Below are 16,433 nucleotides of genomic sequence, written 5' to 3'. Positions count from 1 at the left end.
CTTGACGCCTATTTGATCGTATACCGGAACTGGCCCTGCTTGCCGGCGCTGGCCTTGATACGGCTGATGCCCTGCCCTTCGGCCATGCGCGCCAGCACGGCTTCGGCGATTTCCGGCAGCAGGCTGCCATTGAGGATATTGTCGACATTGCGCGCGCCCGAATCGACTTCGGTGCAGCGCGCCAGCACCGCCTCGACCAGCACCTCGTCGTAGATAAACTCGGCCTGGTGATTGGCGGCGATGCGCGCGGCGATGCGGCCCAGCTTCAGGCCGATGATACGGGCCAGCACATCGTCGCCGAGCGGATAAAAGGGGATCACCTTCAGGCGCCCCAGGAACGCGGGCTTGAAGACCTTCAGCAATTGCGGGCGGATGGCCAGCTCCAGCTGCTCCGGCGTCGGCAGCTGCTCTGGCGGCAGGTTCAGGCACGCCTGCATCATGCTGGCCGACGCCACGTTCGAGGTCAGGATGATGATGGTATTCTTGAAATCGATCTCCCGTCCCTCGGCATCGTCCATCACGCCCTTGTCGAAGACCTGGAAGAACAGCTCCATGACATCGGAATGCGCCTTTTCCACCTCGTCGAGCAGCAGCACGCTGTACGGATTGCGGCGCACGGCCTCGGTCAGCACGCCGCCTTCGCCATAGCCGACATAGCCGGGCGGCGAACCCTTCAAGCCCGACACGCTGTGGGCTTCCTGGTACTCGCTCATGTTGATGGAAATGAGCTTGCGCTCGCCGCCATACAGCACGTCGGCCAGCGCCAGCGCCGTTTCCGTCTTGCCGATGCCGGACGGGCCGACGAACAGGAACACGCCCTTCGGCTTGTCCGGGTCGTCCAGGTTGGCGCGCGCCGTGCGCACGCGCTGCGCCACCGCCTCGATCGCGTGGGGCTGGCCCAGCACGCGCTCCTGCAGCAAATCCTTCAGCCGCAGCACCGTCTTGAGTTCATCCTTGACCATCTTGCCCAACGGGATGCCGGTCCAGCCGGCGACGATTTCCGCCACCACGTGGCCGTCGACCTGCACCGGCACCAGCGGCGTCTCGCCCTGCAGCGACGCCAGTTCGGCCTGCAGCGCCAGCAGCTCGCGCCCCTGGCCCGCGTCGGCCGGCGTGCCCTCCTCGAGCTGCCGGCGGATCGCCTGGATCTGTTCCGACAGCGCCTTTTCGCTGTCCCAGCGCGCGGCTAGCTGCGCGTGTTCCTGCGTGGCGGCGCCGCGTTCGGCGTCGAGCAGCTGCAGCCGCGCGCCGTGGCGTGCGCCGCCGCTCTCCTCGCGCGCCAGGGCCGAGGCTTCCGCATCGATGCGCTCGCGCCGGCGCGCCACGCTGTCGAGCAGGGCCGGCGTGGCGCTCTGCCCCAGCGCCACCCTGGCGCAAGCCGTATCGAGCACGCTGATGGCCTTGTCCGGCAGCTGGCGGCCGGCGATGTAGCGGTGCGACAGGCGCACGGCTTCGGTGATCGCCTCGTCGAAGATGCGCACCTTGAAATGCTGTTCCATCAGCGGCGCCATGCCGCGCAACATGGCGCACGCCAGCTCTTCGCTCGGCTCCTCGATCTTGACGACCTGGAAGCGGCGCGCCAGCGCGGCATCCTTTTCAAAATATTTTTTGTATTCGCCCCAGGTGGTGGCGGCGATGGTGCGCAGCTCGCCGCGCGCCAGCGCCGGTTTCAGCAGGTTCGCCGCATCGTTCTGGCCGGCGCTGCCGCCGGCGCCGATCATCGTGTGCGCCTCGTCGATGAAGAGAATGATGGCGTGCGCGCTCTTGCCCACTTCGGCGATAACGTTTTTCAGGCGGTTCTCGAACTCGCCCTTGACGCTGGCGCCGGCCTGCAGCAGGCCCATGTCCAGCGTGTGGATTTCCACGCCCTGCAAAATGTCGGGCACGTCGCCCTGCACGATGCGCAGCGCCAGGCCCTCCACCACGGCCGTCTTGCCGACGCCCGCCTCGCCCGTCAGGATGGGATTGTTCTGGCGCCGCCGCATCAGGATGTCGATCGCCTGGCGGATTTCCATGTCGCGCCCGATCACGGGATCGACCTTGCCGGCGCGCGCGCGGGCCGTCAGGTTGACGGTGAACTGATCCAGCGCCGGCGTTTTCGACGCCGCCGCACCGGCCAGTTCCCCCACGGGATCGCCGCCGGCGTCGCCCGCATCCTCCTGCCCCGTCGCCGCCTCGCCGGCTTCCTGCGACCCCTCGGTCAGCTTGTCGAGCCCGTGCTTGATCTCGTCGAGCTTGAATTCGTGGAACAGCGCCGAACCCCGGTAGGCCAGCTGCGCCAGTTCCGGCTCGGTCAGCAGCGCCTGCAGCAGGTGGCCGCTGCGGATGCTCACCTGCCGCCCGGCGCGCAAATCGAGCGAAGCGATCAGCCAGGCATGCTCGAACAGCTTGGGCAGGCGCACGGAAAACACGGGCGTGCGCGTGTTGCCCGTCTGCAGGCGCGCCACTTCGGCGCGCAAATCCGCTTCCAGCATGCTCACGCTGACGCCGCTCCTGCGCGCAATCAGCACGAAATCGCTGCGCGGCTGCTCCAGCAGCGCGAGGAAGACGTGCTCCAGGTCGACTTCATACTGCCCCAGGCCGACGCAAAGACTGGCCGCCCGCGTGGCGGCCGTGCGGCAGGTGTCGTTCAACTTGCTGATCAGGGTTTTCAGGTTGATGCTCATGGGGCGGCGGTCCTTGTCGGGTAATGGTTGGCGAAATCGGTGGAGCGGCGCGAGGTCAGGCCGGCGCATGCAGTTCATAGCGGACATCGGCGCGGTCGCGCGCCTCGCCGCCGGTGATCAGGAAACTGTCCCAGCCCAGCCGCCCGCCGCTGCGCGGCACCGTCAGCGCTATGCCCTGCACGTCGGCGGCGCGCAGCACCAGCTGCACTTCGTATTCCAGGCACAGGCCGGTGAACATGGCGAGCATCTTCTCGAGCGCGAGGGCGGCCGCGCCGCCAGGCAGGAAGGCGTCGAAGTGGCAGCGGGCCAGCGGGCCGATGGTCAGCCGCAGGCGCAGGTCGCGCTGCCAGACGCGCGCGCCGACCATGGCGGTGGCGCCCAGCAAGGCGTTGCTGCCGCCCAAGGTGCTTTGCTGCTCGCGCGGCACGTCGTACCAGCAGCCGACAAACTGGCTGACGGCGATGCGCTGCCCGAAATACTCGGACAGCACCTGGCCGATCAGCACGGCCGATGGCGGCCGGTGGCGCATGGCGGCGGCAAAGTAGCCCACCGATTCATCGAGCACGCCGGCGCCGTCCCCCGCCAGGCGCTGGCGCAGCGAGGCGTTGCCCAGCCCCGCCAGCGACAGCAGCAGCGGCAGGAACTGGTCCTTGCCGTCGAGCTGGTATTTGAGCTCCAGCCGGTACTTGCGCCACGCTTCATAGAACAGGGCCAGGGCGCGGTTCGAAAACGTGTCGAGGAAGGCGCGCGGCCCCTCGTCCTTTTCATACAGCTGGTGCGTGGCGATGCGTTCCGTATAGTGCAGCGGCAGCGCGCCGGCGACGCCGAGAAAGCCCATGAAGGCCGGCGTGACACGCACGTATTTCAGCTGTCCGCCGCACAGCGCCGAGCCCAGGGCGCTGGCGTCCGAGGCCAGTTCGCGCGGTTCCGGCGCCAGCGCCTCGATCTGGCTGGGGGCGAAGTCGAGCGAAACGGAATTCTGGAAGCGCAGGAAGCTGGCCACCGCATCGTCGTGCGGCAAGCCATTGCGCCTGAGCCAAAGCTCCAGCATGCGTACCGCCTGGAAGTACTGGAAGCGGCAAGGCTGGGCAAACAGGCGCTCGATTACACTAGGCTGGAATCGCCGCTGCGTGGTTTGCATCGCCACAGCTCCTCTCCTGATTTTTTTGCCAGCACCACCAGTTGCGTGAAGCTGTTAGCATGCACATACAAGCCCAGGAAGCACTCGATCACATGCGCAAAGGCGTGGATGCCGCTGCCGACGAAGGCCTCTTCGTCTATCGTCAGCCGCACTTCGACGCCGCGCACCAGGCAGGCGAAGGGATTGCCCGGCAGCCAGGCATTGACGGCCTGGTGGGCGATGGCCGTGATGCCGCGGATTTGCCGCTGCGAAGTGGCCGAGCGCGGCAAGTCGTACAGGGTCAGCATTTCCTGGAACGCTTCCAGGCCGCTGCCGGCCAGCGACAGGTGATTCAGCGCCAGATGCGAAATCAAGCGCCAGTGGGCGCCCCGTCCCCGCTCGAAACGGTGCGACTCGCTGGGTTTGCGCAGCAGGCTGATGCTGCGCACGCTGGAACCGCCTTCGAGGAACAGGTCGCCGCCGTGCAAGCCGTAGGTCAGCTGCGCCGGCAAATCGCGGTTGGTGCAGCTCAGCTCCAGGCTGAGCGTGTCCGTTTCCACCGCGGCCGGATCGAAATCGATGTCGACGATCGATATCTGCGTCTCGTAGCCGGGACTCTTGCCGGCGAGGATCTCGTCGCGCCGCATGACCCAGTAGTGGCCATCCCTGGCCGGGGTCTCGCCATGGCGCAGCGAATAGAAGGGACGGAATTCCACCACGGATTCGCCCTGCGGTGTCTGCCGCACCAGCTTGACCGAGTCGATCGACTGCACCTCGAACGCATAGGCGCGGCGCGCATCGGCCAGCACGGGATAGCTGGCGGCCGTGTGCGTGAGCCGGATAGGCTCGCCGCGCTGGCGGAACAGGTTGACCACCGGCGTGCAGCCCAGCAGCAGATTGTGCGTGTTCATCGTCCCCAGCAGGCGCGCCGTGTTCGAATCGGTGCGCAGGCCGCTCAGCGCCAGGTGCAAGGTGATGCGGCGGCAGCCGGACGGCAGCGCGGCGCACAGCGCACCGAGGTCGATGTCGAAGAAATTGAATTTTTCGGGAAAGCAGAAATACTCGGTCAGCAGCCGGTAGGCCGGATGCGAGCGGGCGGAAAACGGGATCAGCGCATCGTCCTCGGCAAAGCCGGCGCTGCGCACCGGAATGCCGTCGAGCGCGACCCAGCTGCCGCTGCCGTCCGCCTCGGCGTAGGCCTTCACGGTGCGCATGAACAGGGCGTCGCGCAGCGCCGCGCAAAACGAGGGCTGGCCATCGATGAACACGCGCAGTGACGCCAGTCCCAGCTGGCCCGGCGACAGCTGCGCCGCGCTCGACTCGATGGTGATGCGCACGCCCGAGGTGGCATTCGCCGGCAGCAGCACCTGTTCCGGCGCCTCGATGATGGCGGAAAAAGCCGCATGCGTGAGCGCCAGCGGCGCCACCGTCACGGGGTAGGCCGTACGAAAGGTGCAGGCCACGCCCTTCACGGGGCGCGTCGTCAGCTCCGTGCCGCGGGCGATTTCCGCCGGCGCCGTCAGCTGCGCCGCGGCGGCGGCGTAATCCATGCGCGCGATCGAGCACGAGGGAAAAGGCCGCAGGTAATGGGGATACAGCACTTCGAACAGCGCTTCGGTAAATTCGGGATAATCGTCGTCGATGCGCTTCGAGATGCGCGAATTGAGCAGCGCGAACGACTGGATCATGCGCTCGATGTGCGGGTCTTCGCACACTTCGCCGCCCATCAGCAGGCGACCGGCGATCTTCGGGTAGCGCTCGGAAAACTCGCGCGAATAGCGGCGCAGGAAACCCAGTTCGCGCTCGTAATAGGGCAGCAATTCGTCCAAGCTCAGGCTCCCGTGGACGCGGCGCGGCGTCCCTTGCTGATCGTGTAGTGCAGGCTGGAAGGCTGCAGGATGGCGTCGAAGCTGACCGGTTCGTGCGCCGCATGCACCACCAGCAGCGCGCTGATGGCGAAATTGAGGCGGTTGATCGAGCCTTCCTCGATTTCCAGCGATGCGCGCACCTGGCGCAAGCGCGGCTCGTGGCGGGCGATGGCCTTTTCCAGGCACTGGCAGATATAGGCGCGGTCGTCCGTGCTCGACAGGCTAAGCCCGGCGAAATCGTTCAAGCCGTACGTGATGATCGACTTGCCGCATTCGGGAAAGGGTTTGAGCAGCGCCTCGGGCAGCACGGCGCGCGTGTTGAGCAGCGCTTCGAGATCGCGCGCCACGGTGTCTTTCAAGTCCTCGAGCGAAAGGCGCGAGACGGTGCCGCTGGAGGCGCCGTGCACGGGCGTATCCATCAGGCGGTCGAACAGGCCCGGCGTAAAACCTTTCATGGGTTTCCCGTTTCTTGGGTGGCGTGGACGCCGCTGCCGGCGGCCAGGAAAGCCAGCGGCGGCAGAGCGCGCCGCTGGCGTACGCGGTCAGGTACGATCAGGCCGTCTTGTTGGCCGACAGATCCCAGCCGCCCGAGGTGTTGCCGCCCGAACCGCCGCCCACTTTTTGCTGCGTGTATTTCCACTTGACCTTGGAGTACTTGAGCGCCAGGTCTTCGCCGAGTATGTCGCCCGCGGCCACCGATGGCGCCACGCTGCTGATCATCACGTTCTCGAGTTCGATTTCGAAGTACTTGATGCGCTCGCCCTGGCCATCGGCGCGCAGGAACTCGAGTTTGGCTTTCGGGATGGTCTTGCCCGAGGAGCACGTCTGCAGCAGCAAGGGGCTGGCGAGATCGGCCATCTTGGCGATGACGATATCCTTGTGCTCGGTACGTTCGGCGGTATGGCCGCCGCCTGTCGAGGCGGTCGCCGATTTGGGTTGCAACACCTGCCACTGGACCGACTTGCACTCGATCCAATCTTTGTGGCTGTTATCCGTGGATTCGCCTTTGATGCCATCAATTTGCAAGTATACGTCGATTGCCATGTCATTCCTTTCAAGGGTGTGAAGAAAAATACATTACGATTTGGTCGACTGCGGAAGCTCCGCGACCAAACGGAGTGAAACGGACAATTCGTCCAGCTGGAAATGCGGACGCAAAAAGGACACGGCGCGGTACACGCCGGGCCGGCCCGGCACTTCCGCCACCTGCACCGAGGCTTCGCGCAGCGGAAACTGGGCTTTCTGTTCCTGGCTGGCGTTATCGTCGAGCAGCACGTACTGCGTCAGCCAGCGGTTGAGGAAATCTTCCACGTTGGAGGCGGCGGCAAAGCTGCCGATCTTGTCGCGCATCATGGCCTTCATGTAGTGGGCGATGCGCGACACGGCGAAGATGTATTGCAGCTGCGCCGACAGCACGGCGTTCGCGTTGGCGGCGTCGGTATTGTATTTTTTCGCCTTCTGCGCCGACTGGGCGCCGAAAAACGCTGCATAGTCCGTGTTCTTGCAGTGCACCAGGGAGATGAAGCCCAGGTCGCTCAATTCCTTTTCGCGGCGATCCGTGATGGCGATCTCGGTCGGGCATTTCAGCGCCACCTCGCCCTCGTCCGTCTTGAAGGTATGCGTCGGCAAGTCTTCGACCAGGCCGCCCCCCTCCACGCCGCGGATCGCCGCGCACCAGCCGTAATCCTCGAAGGCGGCCGTCAGCTTGGTGCCGAACGCGTAGGCGGCGTTGCACCACAGGTATTTCTGGTGGTCGGTGCCGTCGACGTCCTCGACGAAATTGAAGCCGTCGACGGTGGCGCCATCGAGCGGATTGAACGGCAGCCGGCCCAGGAAGCGGGGCAAGGTCAGGCCCACGTAGCGCGAGTCTTCCGATTCGCGCAGGGATTTCCACTTCGCATACTCGACCGTGTCGAATACCTTGGCCAGGTCGCGCGGCTTGCCAAGATCGCTGTAGCTTTCCAGGCCAAACAGTTCCGGCGACGCGGACGAGATGAACGGCGCGTGCGCGGCGGCGGCCACATGCGACATCTGTTCGATGAAATACATGTCTTCCGGCTGGCGGCTGAATTCGAAGTCGCCCAGCAAGGTACCGAACGGCGCCCCGCCGAAGGTGCCGAATTCCTCTTCGTAGACCTTCTTGAACATGGTCGACTGGTCGAACTCCAGCGCGCTCTGGAAATCCTTGACCAGTTCGCGCTTGGTCGCGTTCATCAGCTTGATTTTCAGGTTCGTGCCGGTGGCCGTGTTCTTCACCAGGTAATGCAGGCCCGTCCAGCTGCTTTCCAGCTTCTGGAATTCGGGCGCGTGCATGATGGCGCTGAGCTGCGCGGAAATGAGCTGGTCCAGTTCGGCCACGCGGGCATCGATGGTGGCGGCCAGGTTGTTCGATACCACCACCGTGCCATCCATGACCTGGCTCACCAGTTCGGAAATCAGATCCTTGGCGCGGGCGTGTTCGACGCTGGACTTGGCCACCTTGCTCTGCTCGACGATCTGGTCGAGCAAATCGATTTCGGCGGCGCCGGCGGCGCTCAATGCGGGGGTCAGTTGTGCGGACATATCAATCTTTCCTGACGTGCGAATGTTGTTCCAGCTGGGCCAGTTTTTCCGTGCTGTTGAGCACGTCATTGAGGATGTCTTCCAGCTTGTCGTTGCCGGCCAGCTTGTTGCGCAGGTCGGCCAGCTTGGTGCGCGCTTCGAGCAGCTTGCGCAGCGGCTCGACCTGCCCGACCACCGCTTCCGGGCGGAAATCGGCGATCGAGCGGAATTTCAGTTCAACGCCAAACTGGTCGCCTCCGGCGCCCAGTTCATTCGGCACGCGGAAGGTGGCGCGCGGCTCGATGCCCTTCATCACTTCATCGAAATTATCGCGGTCGATATCGACGAACTTGCGGTCCTTCAGGCGCTTCTGTTCGAGTTCGGAATTGCCGCCGAAATCGCCGACCACGCCGACCACGAAGGGCAGCTCCTTGTTTTCGATGGCGTCGCCGATCTCGACGTCATACGTCATCTGCACGCGTGGCGGGCGTACCTTTTGCAAGCGCTTCTGCACACTATCTTTCTTCGACATGACATCCCCTTCCAAATATTGGCGGCATCGGCGATGCGCCTGTTGAACTGCGGCGTAGCTGTGCCTGGCTGACTACTTCAGGGCATTGAATGGATTGGCGCTGCCCTCGTCGGCAGTGCGCTTGCTTGGCTGCTTGCGCGACGCGCGCACGGGCGGCTTGTCCGGCGGCGGCACCAGCACGGTTTCGCCGAGGCTCTCGCGCAGCAGCTTGGCCAGATCCTGCGATTCCGCGCGCAGCGGACCGGACAGGTTGTTCTGACGGCTCAGGTCAGCCAGCGCCCGCGTCGACAGGCGCAGTCCGCTGATGGCGATCACGCTGTTGGCCAGCTTGTCGGCAGGATCGCGCACCAGCACTTCCTGGGCGTTGAGGATGGCTTCGCCATACTGGCCGGCATCGTAGCGGCTTTGCGCCATGCGCACCCAGGGCTGCTTGTCGGCGGGCGCGGCGGCTGCGGCCTCCTGCCACAGCGCCAGCGCCGCCGCCTTGTTGCCCGTGTCCACGGCCTGCGTGGCCTTGGCCATCAGCTCCTCCAGCGTCGGCGGCGCCGCGGCGGGCGGCGCTTTGGCCACCGGCGCCGTACTGCAGGCGCTGAGGGCAAAAGCACAGGCGATTACTGCAAGCGTGCGTAGCGAAACCGAGCGTGTCATGTTGGGCTTTCCTTCAAAAAAGAAGACTGTTTGGTGGACTGAAAAGTTGCTTTTTATAGTTGCTAATTATCTATTTTTCGGAGCGTAGCATGATTTGAAAAAATACTGCGTTCAATAGAAAATACGCGAAAACTCACATTACTCACGCCAAAAACGTACAGTACGCGCCATTATTCAAGATAATGTTAAGGTTCTTGCAGTTGCGAAAAAAGCACCACCTTGCGCGATGCGAAGCATGATTTTCAGTCGCTGCCGCGCCTCACTGTGTCTGGCATAGAGGGCAATCCATGAGCATGGCAAACAAATTGTTATGGGGCGAAGGGCTGTTCCTGCGGCCCCAGCATTTCCAGCAGCAAGACCAGTACCACGAGCAGCGCCTGCACGAAAGCGTCAAGGCGCTGCATCCGTATGCGTGGGGCGTGAACCAGTTGCAGATCGACCGCGATGCGCTGGCCAACAACAGCTTGCGCCTGCTGGAACTGTCGCTGGTCTTCCAGGACGGCGAAATCTACAACGCCGCCGGGAGCGATGAACTGCCCGACGCGCTCGACCTGGGCAACGTGCCGTCGTCCTTGCAATCGGTGACCTTTCACGCCGCCTTGCCGGCGTTCAAGCCATTCGGCGGCAACTTCGCCGCCAGCGGCCAGCCCAACAACGCGGCGCGCTATGCCCAGGCCAATCTGAGCACGCCGGACCTGTACACCCAGGCCGCGCAGGCCGAACTGACCTACCTGAAAAAAACCCTGCGCCTGGTCGCCGATGCCGAACCGCGCGATTCCTACGTCAGCTTCCCCCTGCTGCGCCTGCGGCGCCTGTCGACGGGCGGCTTCGAGCAGGATCCGGCCTTCGTGCCGCCCAGCCTGTCCATCCGCAGCGCGCCCCTGCTGTTCCTGCAGCTGCGCCGCCTGATCGACGCGCTGCAAGCCAAGGTCAACGCGCTGTATGGGCATCACCGCGAGCCGAGCAAGAGCGTGATCGAGTTCCGCTCCGGCGACATGTCCTCGTTCTGGCTGCTGCATACGGCCAGCGCGGCCTACGCCTCGCTCAGCCATTATTTCCATCATCCGGCCCTGCATCCGGAGCGGCTGTACGAACAGCTGCTGGGCCTGGCGGGCGGCCTGATGACCTTTTCAAGAAGCCATGCGCTGGCCGACCTGCCGCCGTACCGGCATGCCGATCCCGGTCCCGCGTTCGCCCAGCTGCACGCCATGATCCGCGAATTGCTCGACACCGTGATCTCGTCGAAATACTTCGCCATCGCGCTGACGGAAACCAAACCGTCCTACCATCACGGCAAGCTCGACTCGGAAAAGATCGATGCCAAGACGGCGTTCTACCTGGGCGTGTCGGCCGACATGGCCGGCGTGGAACTGGTCGACGTGGTGCCGCTGCGCTTCAAGGTGGGCGCACCGGACGACGTGGAAAAATTCGTCCTCTCCGCCCTGCCCGGAGTGCGCCTGCAGCATGCGCCGCAGGTGCCGGCCGCCGTGCCGGTGCGCCCCGACATGTTTTACTTCACCATCGAGGCCAAGGGGCAGATGTACGAACGCATGCTGCAGGCGCAGTCGCTGCTGGTGTATGTCCCGTCCGGCATGCGTGAACTGAAACTCGAACTTGTCGCCGTCACTTCCTGAGGTCCAACGATGCACTCCAGCGCTACCCCTTCCCTGATGTCCGGCGGCCAGGCCGCCTATGCCTCCAGCATGGCTGCCGGTCCCGGCACCGAACACACCTTGATGGACTTGATGTACGACGGCTTTTACGCCCTCTTCATGCTGAAGAACGGCAGCGGGCCGCAAGACAATGCCGATTTCATCAGCAAGATGACGCACTTCCTCGATGAGTTCAGCCGCGGCGCGAAAAAACAGGGCGCGTCGGCGGACGACATCGATGCCGCAAAATATGCGTTCTGCGCGGCCGTCGATGAAATCATCCTGCGCTCGCCCTACAGCATCCGCGACGAATGGGCGCGCCGGCCCTTGCAGCTGGTGCTGTTTGGCGACCAGCTGGCCGGCGAAAACTTCTTCATCCGTCTCGAAGCGCTGCGCGCGCGCGGCAGCGCGCACCTGCAGGCGCTCGAAGTCTTCCACATGTGCCTGCTGCTGGGTTTCCAGGGCCGCTACATCCTCGAAGGCCCGGAAAAACTCAACTATCTGACGGCGCGCCTGGGCGATGAAATCGCCCAGATGAAGGGCAAGAAAACCGGCTTCGCCCCGCATGCGGAGCGGCCCGACCAGATCATCCACAAGCTGCGCAACAACGTGCCGGTCTGGGTGCTGTGTTCGGTTTTCGCCCTGATCTGCGCCATGGGCTACCTGGGGCTGCGCACCATGCTGGCCAAACAGACGCAAGCGCAGATCAATGCCTACAACGACATCGTCAAGCTGGCGCCGCGCGTGGCTAACCTGAGCATTACCCTGCCGTGATGAGCGACGCACAAGCAAGCCCCGCAGCGACGGGTCAGTTCGGCACAGGCCTGAGCCAGCATGCGCGGCTCATCACCCTGGCCACGGCGCAGCAGTCCGGGCAGCCGGAATCGCTGATGGCGGAACAGTTCGAGGGCCGCGAGGCCGTCAATGAACTGTTCCGCTTCGAGGTCGACGCCCTGAGCACCGCGGCCAGCCTGGACCTGGCGTCCTTCATCGGCGAGGAAATGACGCTGTGCCTGCTGCAGCCCGACGGCAGCCAGCGCGCCTGGCACGGCATCTGCACCGATTGCGCCTGGATCGGCGCCGACGGCGGCGTGGCGCGCTACCGGCTGCGCCTCGAGCCGGCCCTGGCCCTGCTGCAGCTGCGCCGCGACAGCTATATTTTCCAGGACAAGAGCGCACGCGACATCGTCACCGAGCTGCTGGCCGACTACCCGCAGCTGCGCTTCGAATTCGACGTCAGCCAGGCCTTGGCCACGCGCGCCATCTGTACCCAGTACCGCGAAAGCGACTTCGAATTCTTCGCGCGCCTGCTGGCGGCGGAAGGCCTGAACTGGCGCTTCGAGCACGACCAGCCCGGCGGCGCGCAGGAAGGCGGCGATGGCGACGCGCAGGCCAGGCACAAACTGGTGATCTTCGACAGCAAGGCCGCCGCGCCGCAGACGCCGGGCGGCGCCGACATGCGCTTTCACGGCGTGCGCGCCACCGATACGGACGACGCCATCGACCGCTTCGGCGCGCGCCGCCAGGTGCGGTCGAATGCCGTCAGCATCAGCAGCTGGCATCCGGAACAGGTGACGGCGCCCGCCGCCGAGCAGGTTTCCAGCCTGGAGGCGGGGCAATTGCCGCAGCTGGCCGTGTATGACGGCGCCGGCGAACGCCGGCACGCCGACCGCGCGGCGGCCGGGCCGCACAGCGAGCGCATGCTGCAAGCGCTGGAACTGGACAACAAGCAGTTCGACGGCGCCGGCGCCGTGCGCCGCCTGGCCGCCGGCCACGCCATGCGCCTGCTGCAGCACGAACAGCATGCCGATGGCGCCAACGCCTTCACCGTGCTGTGGGCCGAACACCAGGCGCGCAACAATGCGGGAACAGCCGGCACCAGTCTGGGCGGCATGCTGTCGACGCTGGCCAAGAAGGCCGGCCTGGGCGGCGTGGCCGACTGGATCGCCGGCCAGATCGAACCGGGCACCTACCGCAACCGCTTCGGCTGCGTGCGCACCAGCGTGGCCATCGTGCCGCGCGCCACCGCCGCGCGCGCGCCGGCCGTGGCGCTGGGCCCGCAGACGGCGCTGGTGGTGGGACTGGCCGACAGCGTGGCCACCACGGGCCGCGACCACCAGGTGCGCATCCAGTTCGCCTGGCAGCGCGGCAGCGCCGCCAATCCGGGCGGCCTGGCGCACAATACCGACCAACAGGGCAACGCGCCCGGCAACGAGGCCTCCGGCGCCTGGGTGCGCGTGGCCGAAGCGCTGGCCGGCCCGAACTGGGGTTCGCAATTCACGCCGCGCCTCGGCACGGAAGTGCTGGTCGACTTCATCGAAGGCGACATGGACCGCCCGCTGGTCGTCGCCCAGCTCTACACGGGCAGCGACACGCCGCCGTATGCGGCCGGCGAGGATTCAGGCGTCAACCACGCGGGCGTCCTGTCGGGCATGCACAGCCACAATTTCGACGGCGCCGGCTACAACCAGTGGGTACTCGACGATACCCAGGGCCAGCTGCGCACCCGGCTCGCTTCGAGCAGCGCCGCCACCGAACTCAATCTGGGCTACCTGGTGCAGCAAGGCGCCACCACGGCGCAACGGGGCAGCTACCGCGGCAGCGGCTTTGAATTGCGCACCGATGCCTGGGCCATGCTGCGCGCCGGCGAAGGCATGCTGATCTCGACCACGGCGCGCGCGCGCCAGGGCGCCGGCGTGACGTCGAGCCAGCTCGACACGAAGGAAGCGCTGGCCCTGCTGCGCGGCGCCTGTGAACTGAGCAAGACGGTGGCGACGTCGGCTAGCCAGCAAAACGCCCTCGTCAGCAAGGATGCGAACCAGGCGCAGCTGGACATGGCGACGCAGATCGACCCGCAACAGGATGGCAAGTACCAGGCCGCTGTCGGCGGCCAGGAAGCCAGCAAGGCGGGCAGCGGCACGCGCGCGCCCGATGCGGCGCAGCCCGTGGAACGCTACGCCCAGCCGCTGGTGGTGATGGAGTCGCCCAGCAGCATCAACTGGGCCACGCCCGCGTCGACCGTGCTGTTCGCGGGCCAGCAGTTGCACTGGACGGCGCAGGCCGACCTGCACCTGACGGCTGGCCAGACGGTCGCCTCGGTGGCGGCCAACGCGGCCACGCTGTTCAGCCAGGAAGGCGGCATCAAGGCCGTCGCGGGCAACGGCCCCGTCTCACTCGAAGCGCATACCGACCAGCTGGAAATCCTCGCCGATCAAGCCGTCACGGTGATCTCCGTGAGCGACAGCATCGACATCAAGGCCAATCAGAAAATCGTCCTGCAGGCGGGACAATCGTCGATCACGCTCGAAGGCGGCGACATCACCTTCCGCTGCCCCGGTCATTTCACGGTCAAGGGCGGGCAGCATGTCTTCAACGGCGGCGCCAGCGTCGCCGCCGGCCTGCCGCCGCTGCCCGACAGCCGCTTGAAACTGTTCGACGAAGGCTTCGTGCTGAAAGACCGCGACACGGGCGAACTGATGCCGCGCCAGCCGTACCGCGTCAAGCGCGCCGACGGCAGCATCGAAACGGGCATGACGGACGCCAGGGGCTTGACCCACATCGTGGCGGCTGCCGCCGTCGAGCTACTGGTGATCGAACTGCTCAAATCGCCGGGCGAGTTGCCCGAGACACCGGACAGCCCTGCGCCCGCGCCAGATACGCGCGCCAAGGCGCCCGCGCCCGGCACGACGGCCAAGGCGCCGCCCAAGCCCGAGCCGAAATTCAAGGAAACGGGTACGTCGAGCACCAGCCCCGTCGACAACAAGCAGCGCAAGGAATTGCTGATCAAGCGCCCCGCCTGCTGGATCGCCGACTATGAAAAGGAGATCGACGTCTCCAGCGTGCCGCGCTACAACAATACTTTCGGCACCAATGGCGCGCCGCATAATTATTTCGACACCGTGCGCTACAAGATCTACGTGCCCGTCAAGTCGAATACCAGCATCATCGCCGAATTGCGCGTCAAGGTGGTGACGGTGCTGTCGGCCGAAGACCAGGCGCTGGAAGCGCGCGAGAAGGGTACCCCACAGGCCGCCACGCGGGCCAAGCAGCGCGCCGCCGTCATCAAGTACGTCAAGGAAGTCGCCAGGACGGGCCTGGAACAACACTGGAACAATAAATTCCGCATGGAGATCGTCGATCCGGAATGCGGCACGCGCATCCTGCCCATCGTCTACCGGGTGGAGTACGTGGAAAGCAGGGAGCACTACACCATGCAGATCCACAAACGCTACGACCGCGAAGGCGTGACCGGCACCGTGATCGACGTATCGATGGCCACCAACGCGCAAACCCACGCGCATGAATTCGGCCATTGCTATGGCATACCGGACGAATATTCCTATGTCGACGGCGATGACGAAACCGTCAAGTACATGAAGCCCGACGGCAGCTGGGATGCGCCCGTACCGGCCCTGGCGGACGGCACGGAACCTGACCCGGCGGTTGCCAACATCATGAGTGCCTACGGCTCCGTGATTGTCCTCAAGCGGCACGGCTGGCAAATCGCCATCGAAGTACAAGAATTGCTGCGGGCAAAAATAGGACGGAAAATCAAATGCGATATCATCCTCAATGGCTCGTGACCGGGCTCTTTGCAACCTCCCTACACCTCACAGGACACGCCATGCCGAACGACGTACTTTCCGTTAGCGCCCATTGCCTCGACAATCCGGCCTGCATTTTCACGGGCAGCGACATGCGCATCGAGGTCGTCATCAAAAATACCGGCAGCGCGGCCGTCGGCTATCCGCTCGACTACATCCAGCAGCGCGGCCCCAACCTGCGCCTGGTCGACAACGTGAGCGAACAAAGCCAGGTCCTGAAGACGGGCCTGGCGAACCATGCGCTCAAGCGTGCCTTTACCACCATCGCGCCGGGCCAGTCGATTGCGCTGCAAAGCATCATCAAGCATACGGAGCTGCTGCTGTTCCGCAAGGAATTCGTCGACGTGACGGCGGAAATCGGCGTCTCGGCGGGGATCCGGATCGGCGGCGCCGCCGCATCTGACGCTGGCGAGGAAACGTTGCCGTTCAAGGGCGGGACGAGCTTGAAGATTATTGGCAGGGATACGCTGGAGCGGGAGGCTAAGCGGTGATTTTGGCCGCTACGGCTTGAGATGAGGGGACGGCGCGGGCCGCTGCGCGGCCAGCGGGGCCGCGCGGGGCGCGGCAGAATGGCGATTCGGATAGCCTCGCGCCCCTTAGGGCGCTGCGTCTTCGAATCCCACCGTTCCGTCCAGACAAATAAAAAAGCCTCCCGCAGGGGAGGCTTTTTTATTTGATTCTGGCGGAGACGGTGGGATTCGAACCCACGATACAGGTATAAGCCGTATGCATCCTTAGCAGGGATGTGCCTTCGGCCACTCGGCCACGTCTCCTAGCTGATTACTCAACTATGTCTCTGTAG

General features: G+C 65.0%; 13 protein-coding genes and 1 tRNA gene. 5 read left to right on the top strand and 9 right to left on the bottom strand.

Going from position 1 to position 16,433, the window contains the following annotated elements; translation table 11 throughout:
• Window positions 1-8 precede the first annotated feature (8 nt).
• The 8 genes from tssH to FG13_RS00520 all read right to left on the bottom strand — a co-directional run bounded on the left by tssH (window position 9) and on the right by FG13_RS00520 (window position 9,249).
• Window positions 9-2,666, bottom strand: coding sequence for a type VI secretion system ATPase TssH (gene tssH, locus FG13_RS00555; RefSeq protein WP_035817457.1), 2,658 nt, complete (start codon window positions 2,664-2,666; stop codon window positions 9-11).
• Window positions 2,667-2,721: 55 nt separating this feature from the next.
• Entirely contained in the window at window positions 2,722-3,807 is a 1,086-nt protein-coding gene (tssG, locus tag FG13_RS00550) for a type VI secretion system baseplate subunit TssG (protein ID WP_035826695.1), read from the bottom strand.
• Window positions 3,771-5,615 carry a type VI secretion system baseplate subunit TssF gene (gene tssF, locus FG13_RS00545; protein WP_035817455.1) on the bottom strand — a complete coding sequence of 615 codons (1,845 nt, stop codon included), beginning with the start codon at window positions 5,613-5,615 and terminating at the stop codon, window positions 3,771-3,773. Before tssF ends, tssG begins: the two co-directional genes overlap by 37 nt.
• A gap of 2 nt (window positions 5,616-5,617) precedes the next feature.
• Window positions 5,618-6,109, bottom strand: coding sequence for a type VI secretion system baseplate subunit TssE (gene tssE / locus FG13_RS00540; protein ID WP_035817453.1), 492 nt, complete (start codon window positions 6,107-6,109; stop codon window positions 5,618-5,620).
• 97 nt (window positions 6,110-6,206) lie between these two features.
• Window positions 6,207-6,698, bottom strand: coding sequence for an Hcp family type VI secretion system effector (locus tag FG13_RS00535; protein ID WP_035817450.1), 492 nt, complete (start codon window positions 6,696-6,698; stop codon window positions 6,207-6,209).
• Between the two features lie 33 nt (window positions 6,699-6,731).
• Entirely contained in the window at window positions 6,732-8,216 is a 1,485-nt protein-coding gene (gene tssC, locus FG13_RS00530) for a type VI secretion system contractile sheath large subunit (protein WP_035817448.1), read from the bottom strand.
• Between the two features lies 1 nt (window position 8,217).
• Complete coding sequence (tssB, locus tag FG13_RS00525; RefSeq protein ID WP_035817446.1) at window positions 8,218-8,727, bottom strand: type VI secretion system contractile sheath small subunit; 510 nt, start codon at window positions 8,725-8,727, stop codon at window positions 8,218-8,220.
• 72 nt (window positions 8,728-8,799) lie between these two features.
• Entirely contained in the window at window positions 8,800-9,249 is a 450-nt protein-coding gene (locus FG13_RS00520; protein ID WP_225240734.1) for a hypothetical protein, read from the bottom strand.
• Here FG13_RS00520 and FG13_RS30580 point away from each other — a divergent pair.
• The 5 genes from FG13_RS30580 to FG13_RS00500 all read left to right on the top strand — a co-directional run bounded on the left by FG13_RS30580 (window position 9,242) and on the right by FG13_RS00500 (window position 16,122).
• Entirely contained in the window at window positions 9,242-9,463 is a 222-nt protein-coding gene (locus FG13_RS30580; protein ID WP_200880418.1) for a hypothetical protein, read from the top strand. The two genes, FG13_RS00520 and FG13_RS30580, sit on opposite strands and share 8 nt — an antisense overlap.
• Window positions 9,464-9,662: 199 nt before the next feature.
• Window positions 9,663-11,009: a type VI secretion system baseplate subunit TssK gene (gene tssK, locus FG13_RS00515; RefSeq protein ID WP_035817442.1), complete on the top strand. Its 1,347-nt coding sequence runs from the start codon at window positions 9,663-9,665 to the stop codon at window positions 11,007-11,009.
• A 9-nt stretch (window positions 11,010-11,018) separates the two neighbouring features.
• On the top strand, window positions 11,019-11,801 hold the full coding sequence (icmH, locus tag FG13_RS00510) for a type IVB secretion system protein IcmH/DotU (RefSeq protein ID WP_035817440.1): 783 nt from the start codon (window positions 11,019-11,021) through the stop codon (window positions 11,799-11,801).
• Window positions 11,801-15,610, top strand: a complete 3,810-nt coding sequence (tssI, locus tag FG13_RS00505) for a type VI secretion system Vgr family protein (protein ID WP_081922346.1) — start codon at window positions 11,801-11,803, stop codon at window positions 15,608-15,610. The genes icmH and tssI overlap by 1 nt, the downstream gene beginning before the upstream one ends.
• Before the next feature lie 41 nt (window positions 15,611-15,651).
• Window positions 15,652-16,122, top strand: coding sequence for a hypothetical protein (locus FG13_RS00500; protein WP_035817437.1), 471 nt, complete (start codon window positions 15,652-15,654; stop codon window positions 16,120-16,122).
• 189 nt (window positions 16,123-16,311) lie between these two features.
• Here the strand turns inward: FG13_RS00500 and FG13_RS00495 are convergent.
• A tRNA-Ser gene (locus FG13_RS00495) sits at window positions 16,312-16,404 on the bottom strand.
• Between the last annotated feature and the right edge of the window lie 29 nt (window positions 16,405-16,433).

Source organism: Janthinobacterium sp. RA13, from assembly GCF_000745325.1.
GTDB lineage: Bacteria > Pseudomonadota > Gammaproteobacteria > Burkholderiales > Burkholderiaceae_D > Janthinobacterium > Janthinobacterium rivuli.
The sequence above is the reverse complement of the archived record's forward strand: the minus strand, read 5'-3'. Positions and strand labels throughout refer to the sequence as shown.

Bases quoted from the DNA above. Each gene is read 5' to 3' on its own strand.
- tssH (WP_035817457.1), bottom strand. From the start codon at position 2,666: ATGAGCATCAACCTGAAAACCCTGATCAGCAAGTTGAACGACACCTGC.
- tssG (WP_035826695.1), bottom strand. From the start codon at position 3,807: ATGCAAACCACGCAGCGGCGATTCCAGCCTAGTGTAATCGAGCGCCTG.
- tssE (WP_035817453.1), bottom strand. From the start codon at position 6,109: ATGAAAGGTTTTACGCCGGGCCTGTTCGACCGCCTGATGGATACGCCC.
- FG13_RS00535 (WP_035817450.1), bottom strand. From the start codon at position 6,698: ATGGCAATCGACGTATACTTGCAAATTGATGGCATCAAAGGCGAATCC.
- tssC (WP_035817448.1), bottom strand. From the start codon at position 8,216: ATGTCCGCACAACTGACCCCCGCATTGAGCGCCGCCGGCGCCGCCGAA.
- tssB (WP_035817446.1), bottom strand. From the start codon at position 8,727: ATGTCGAAGAAAGATAGTGTGCAGAAGCGCTTGCAAAAGGTACGCCCG.
- FG13_RS00520 (WP_225240734.1), bottom strand. From the start codon at position 9,249: ATGGCCAAGGCCACGCAGGCCGTGGACACGGGCAACAAGGCGGCGGCG.
- tssK (WP_035817442.1), top strand. From the start codon at position 9,663: ATGAGCATGGCAAACAAATTGTTATGGGGCGAAGGGCTGTTCCTGCGG.
- icmH (WP_035817440.1), top strand. From the start codon at position 11,019: ATGCACTCCAGCGCTACCCCTTCCCTGATGTCCGGCGGCCAGGCCGCC.
- tssI (WP_081922346.1), top strand. From the start codon at position 11,801: ATGAGCGACGCACAAGCAAGCCCCGCAGCGACGGGTCAGTTCGGCACA.
- FG13_RS00500 (WP_035817437.1), top strand. From the start codon at position 15,652: ATGCCGAACGACGTACTTTCCGTTAGCGCCCATTGCCTCGACAATCCG.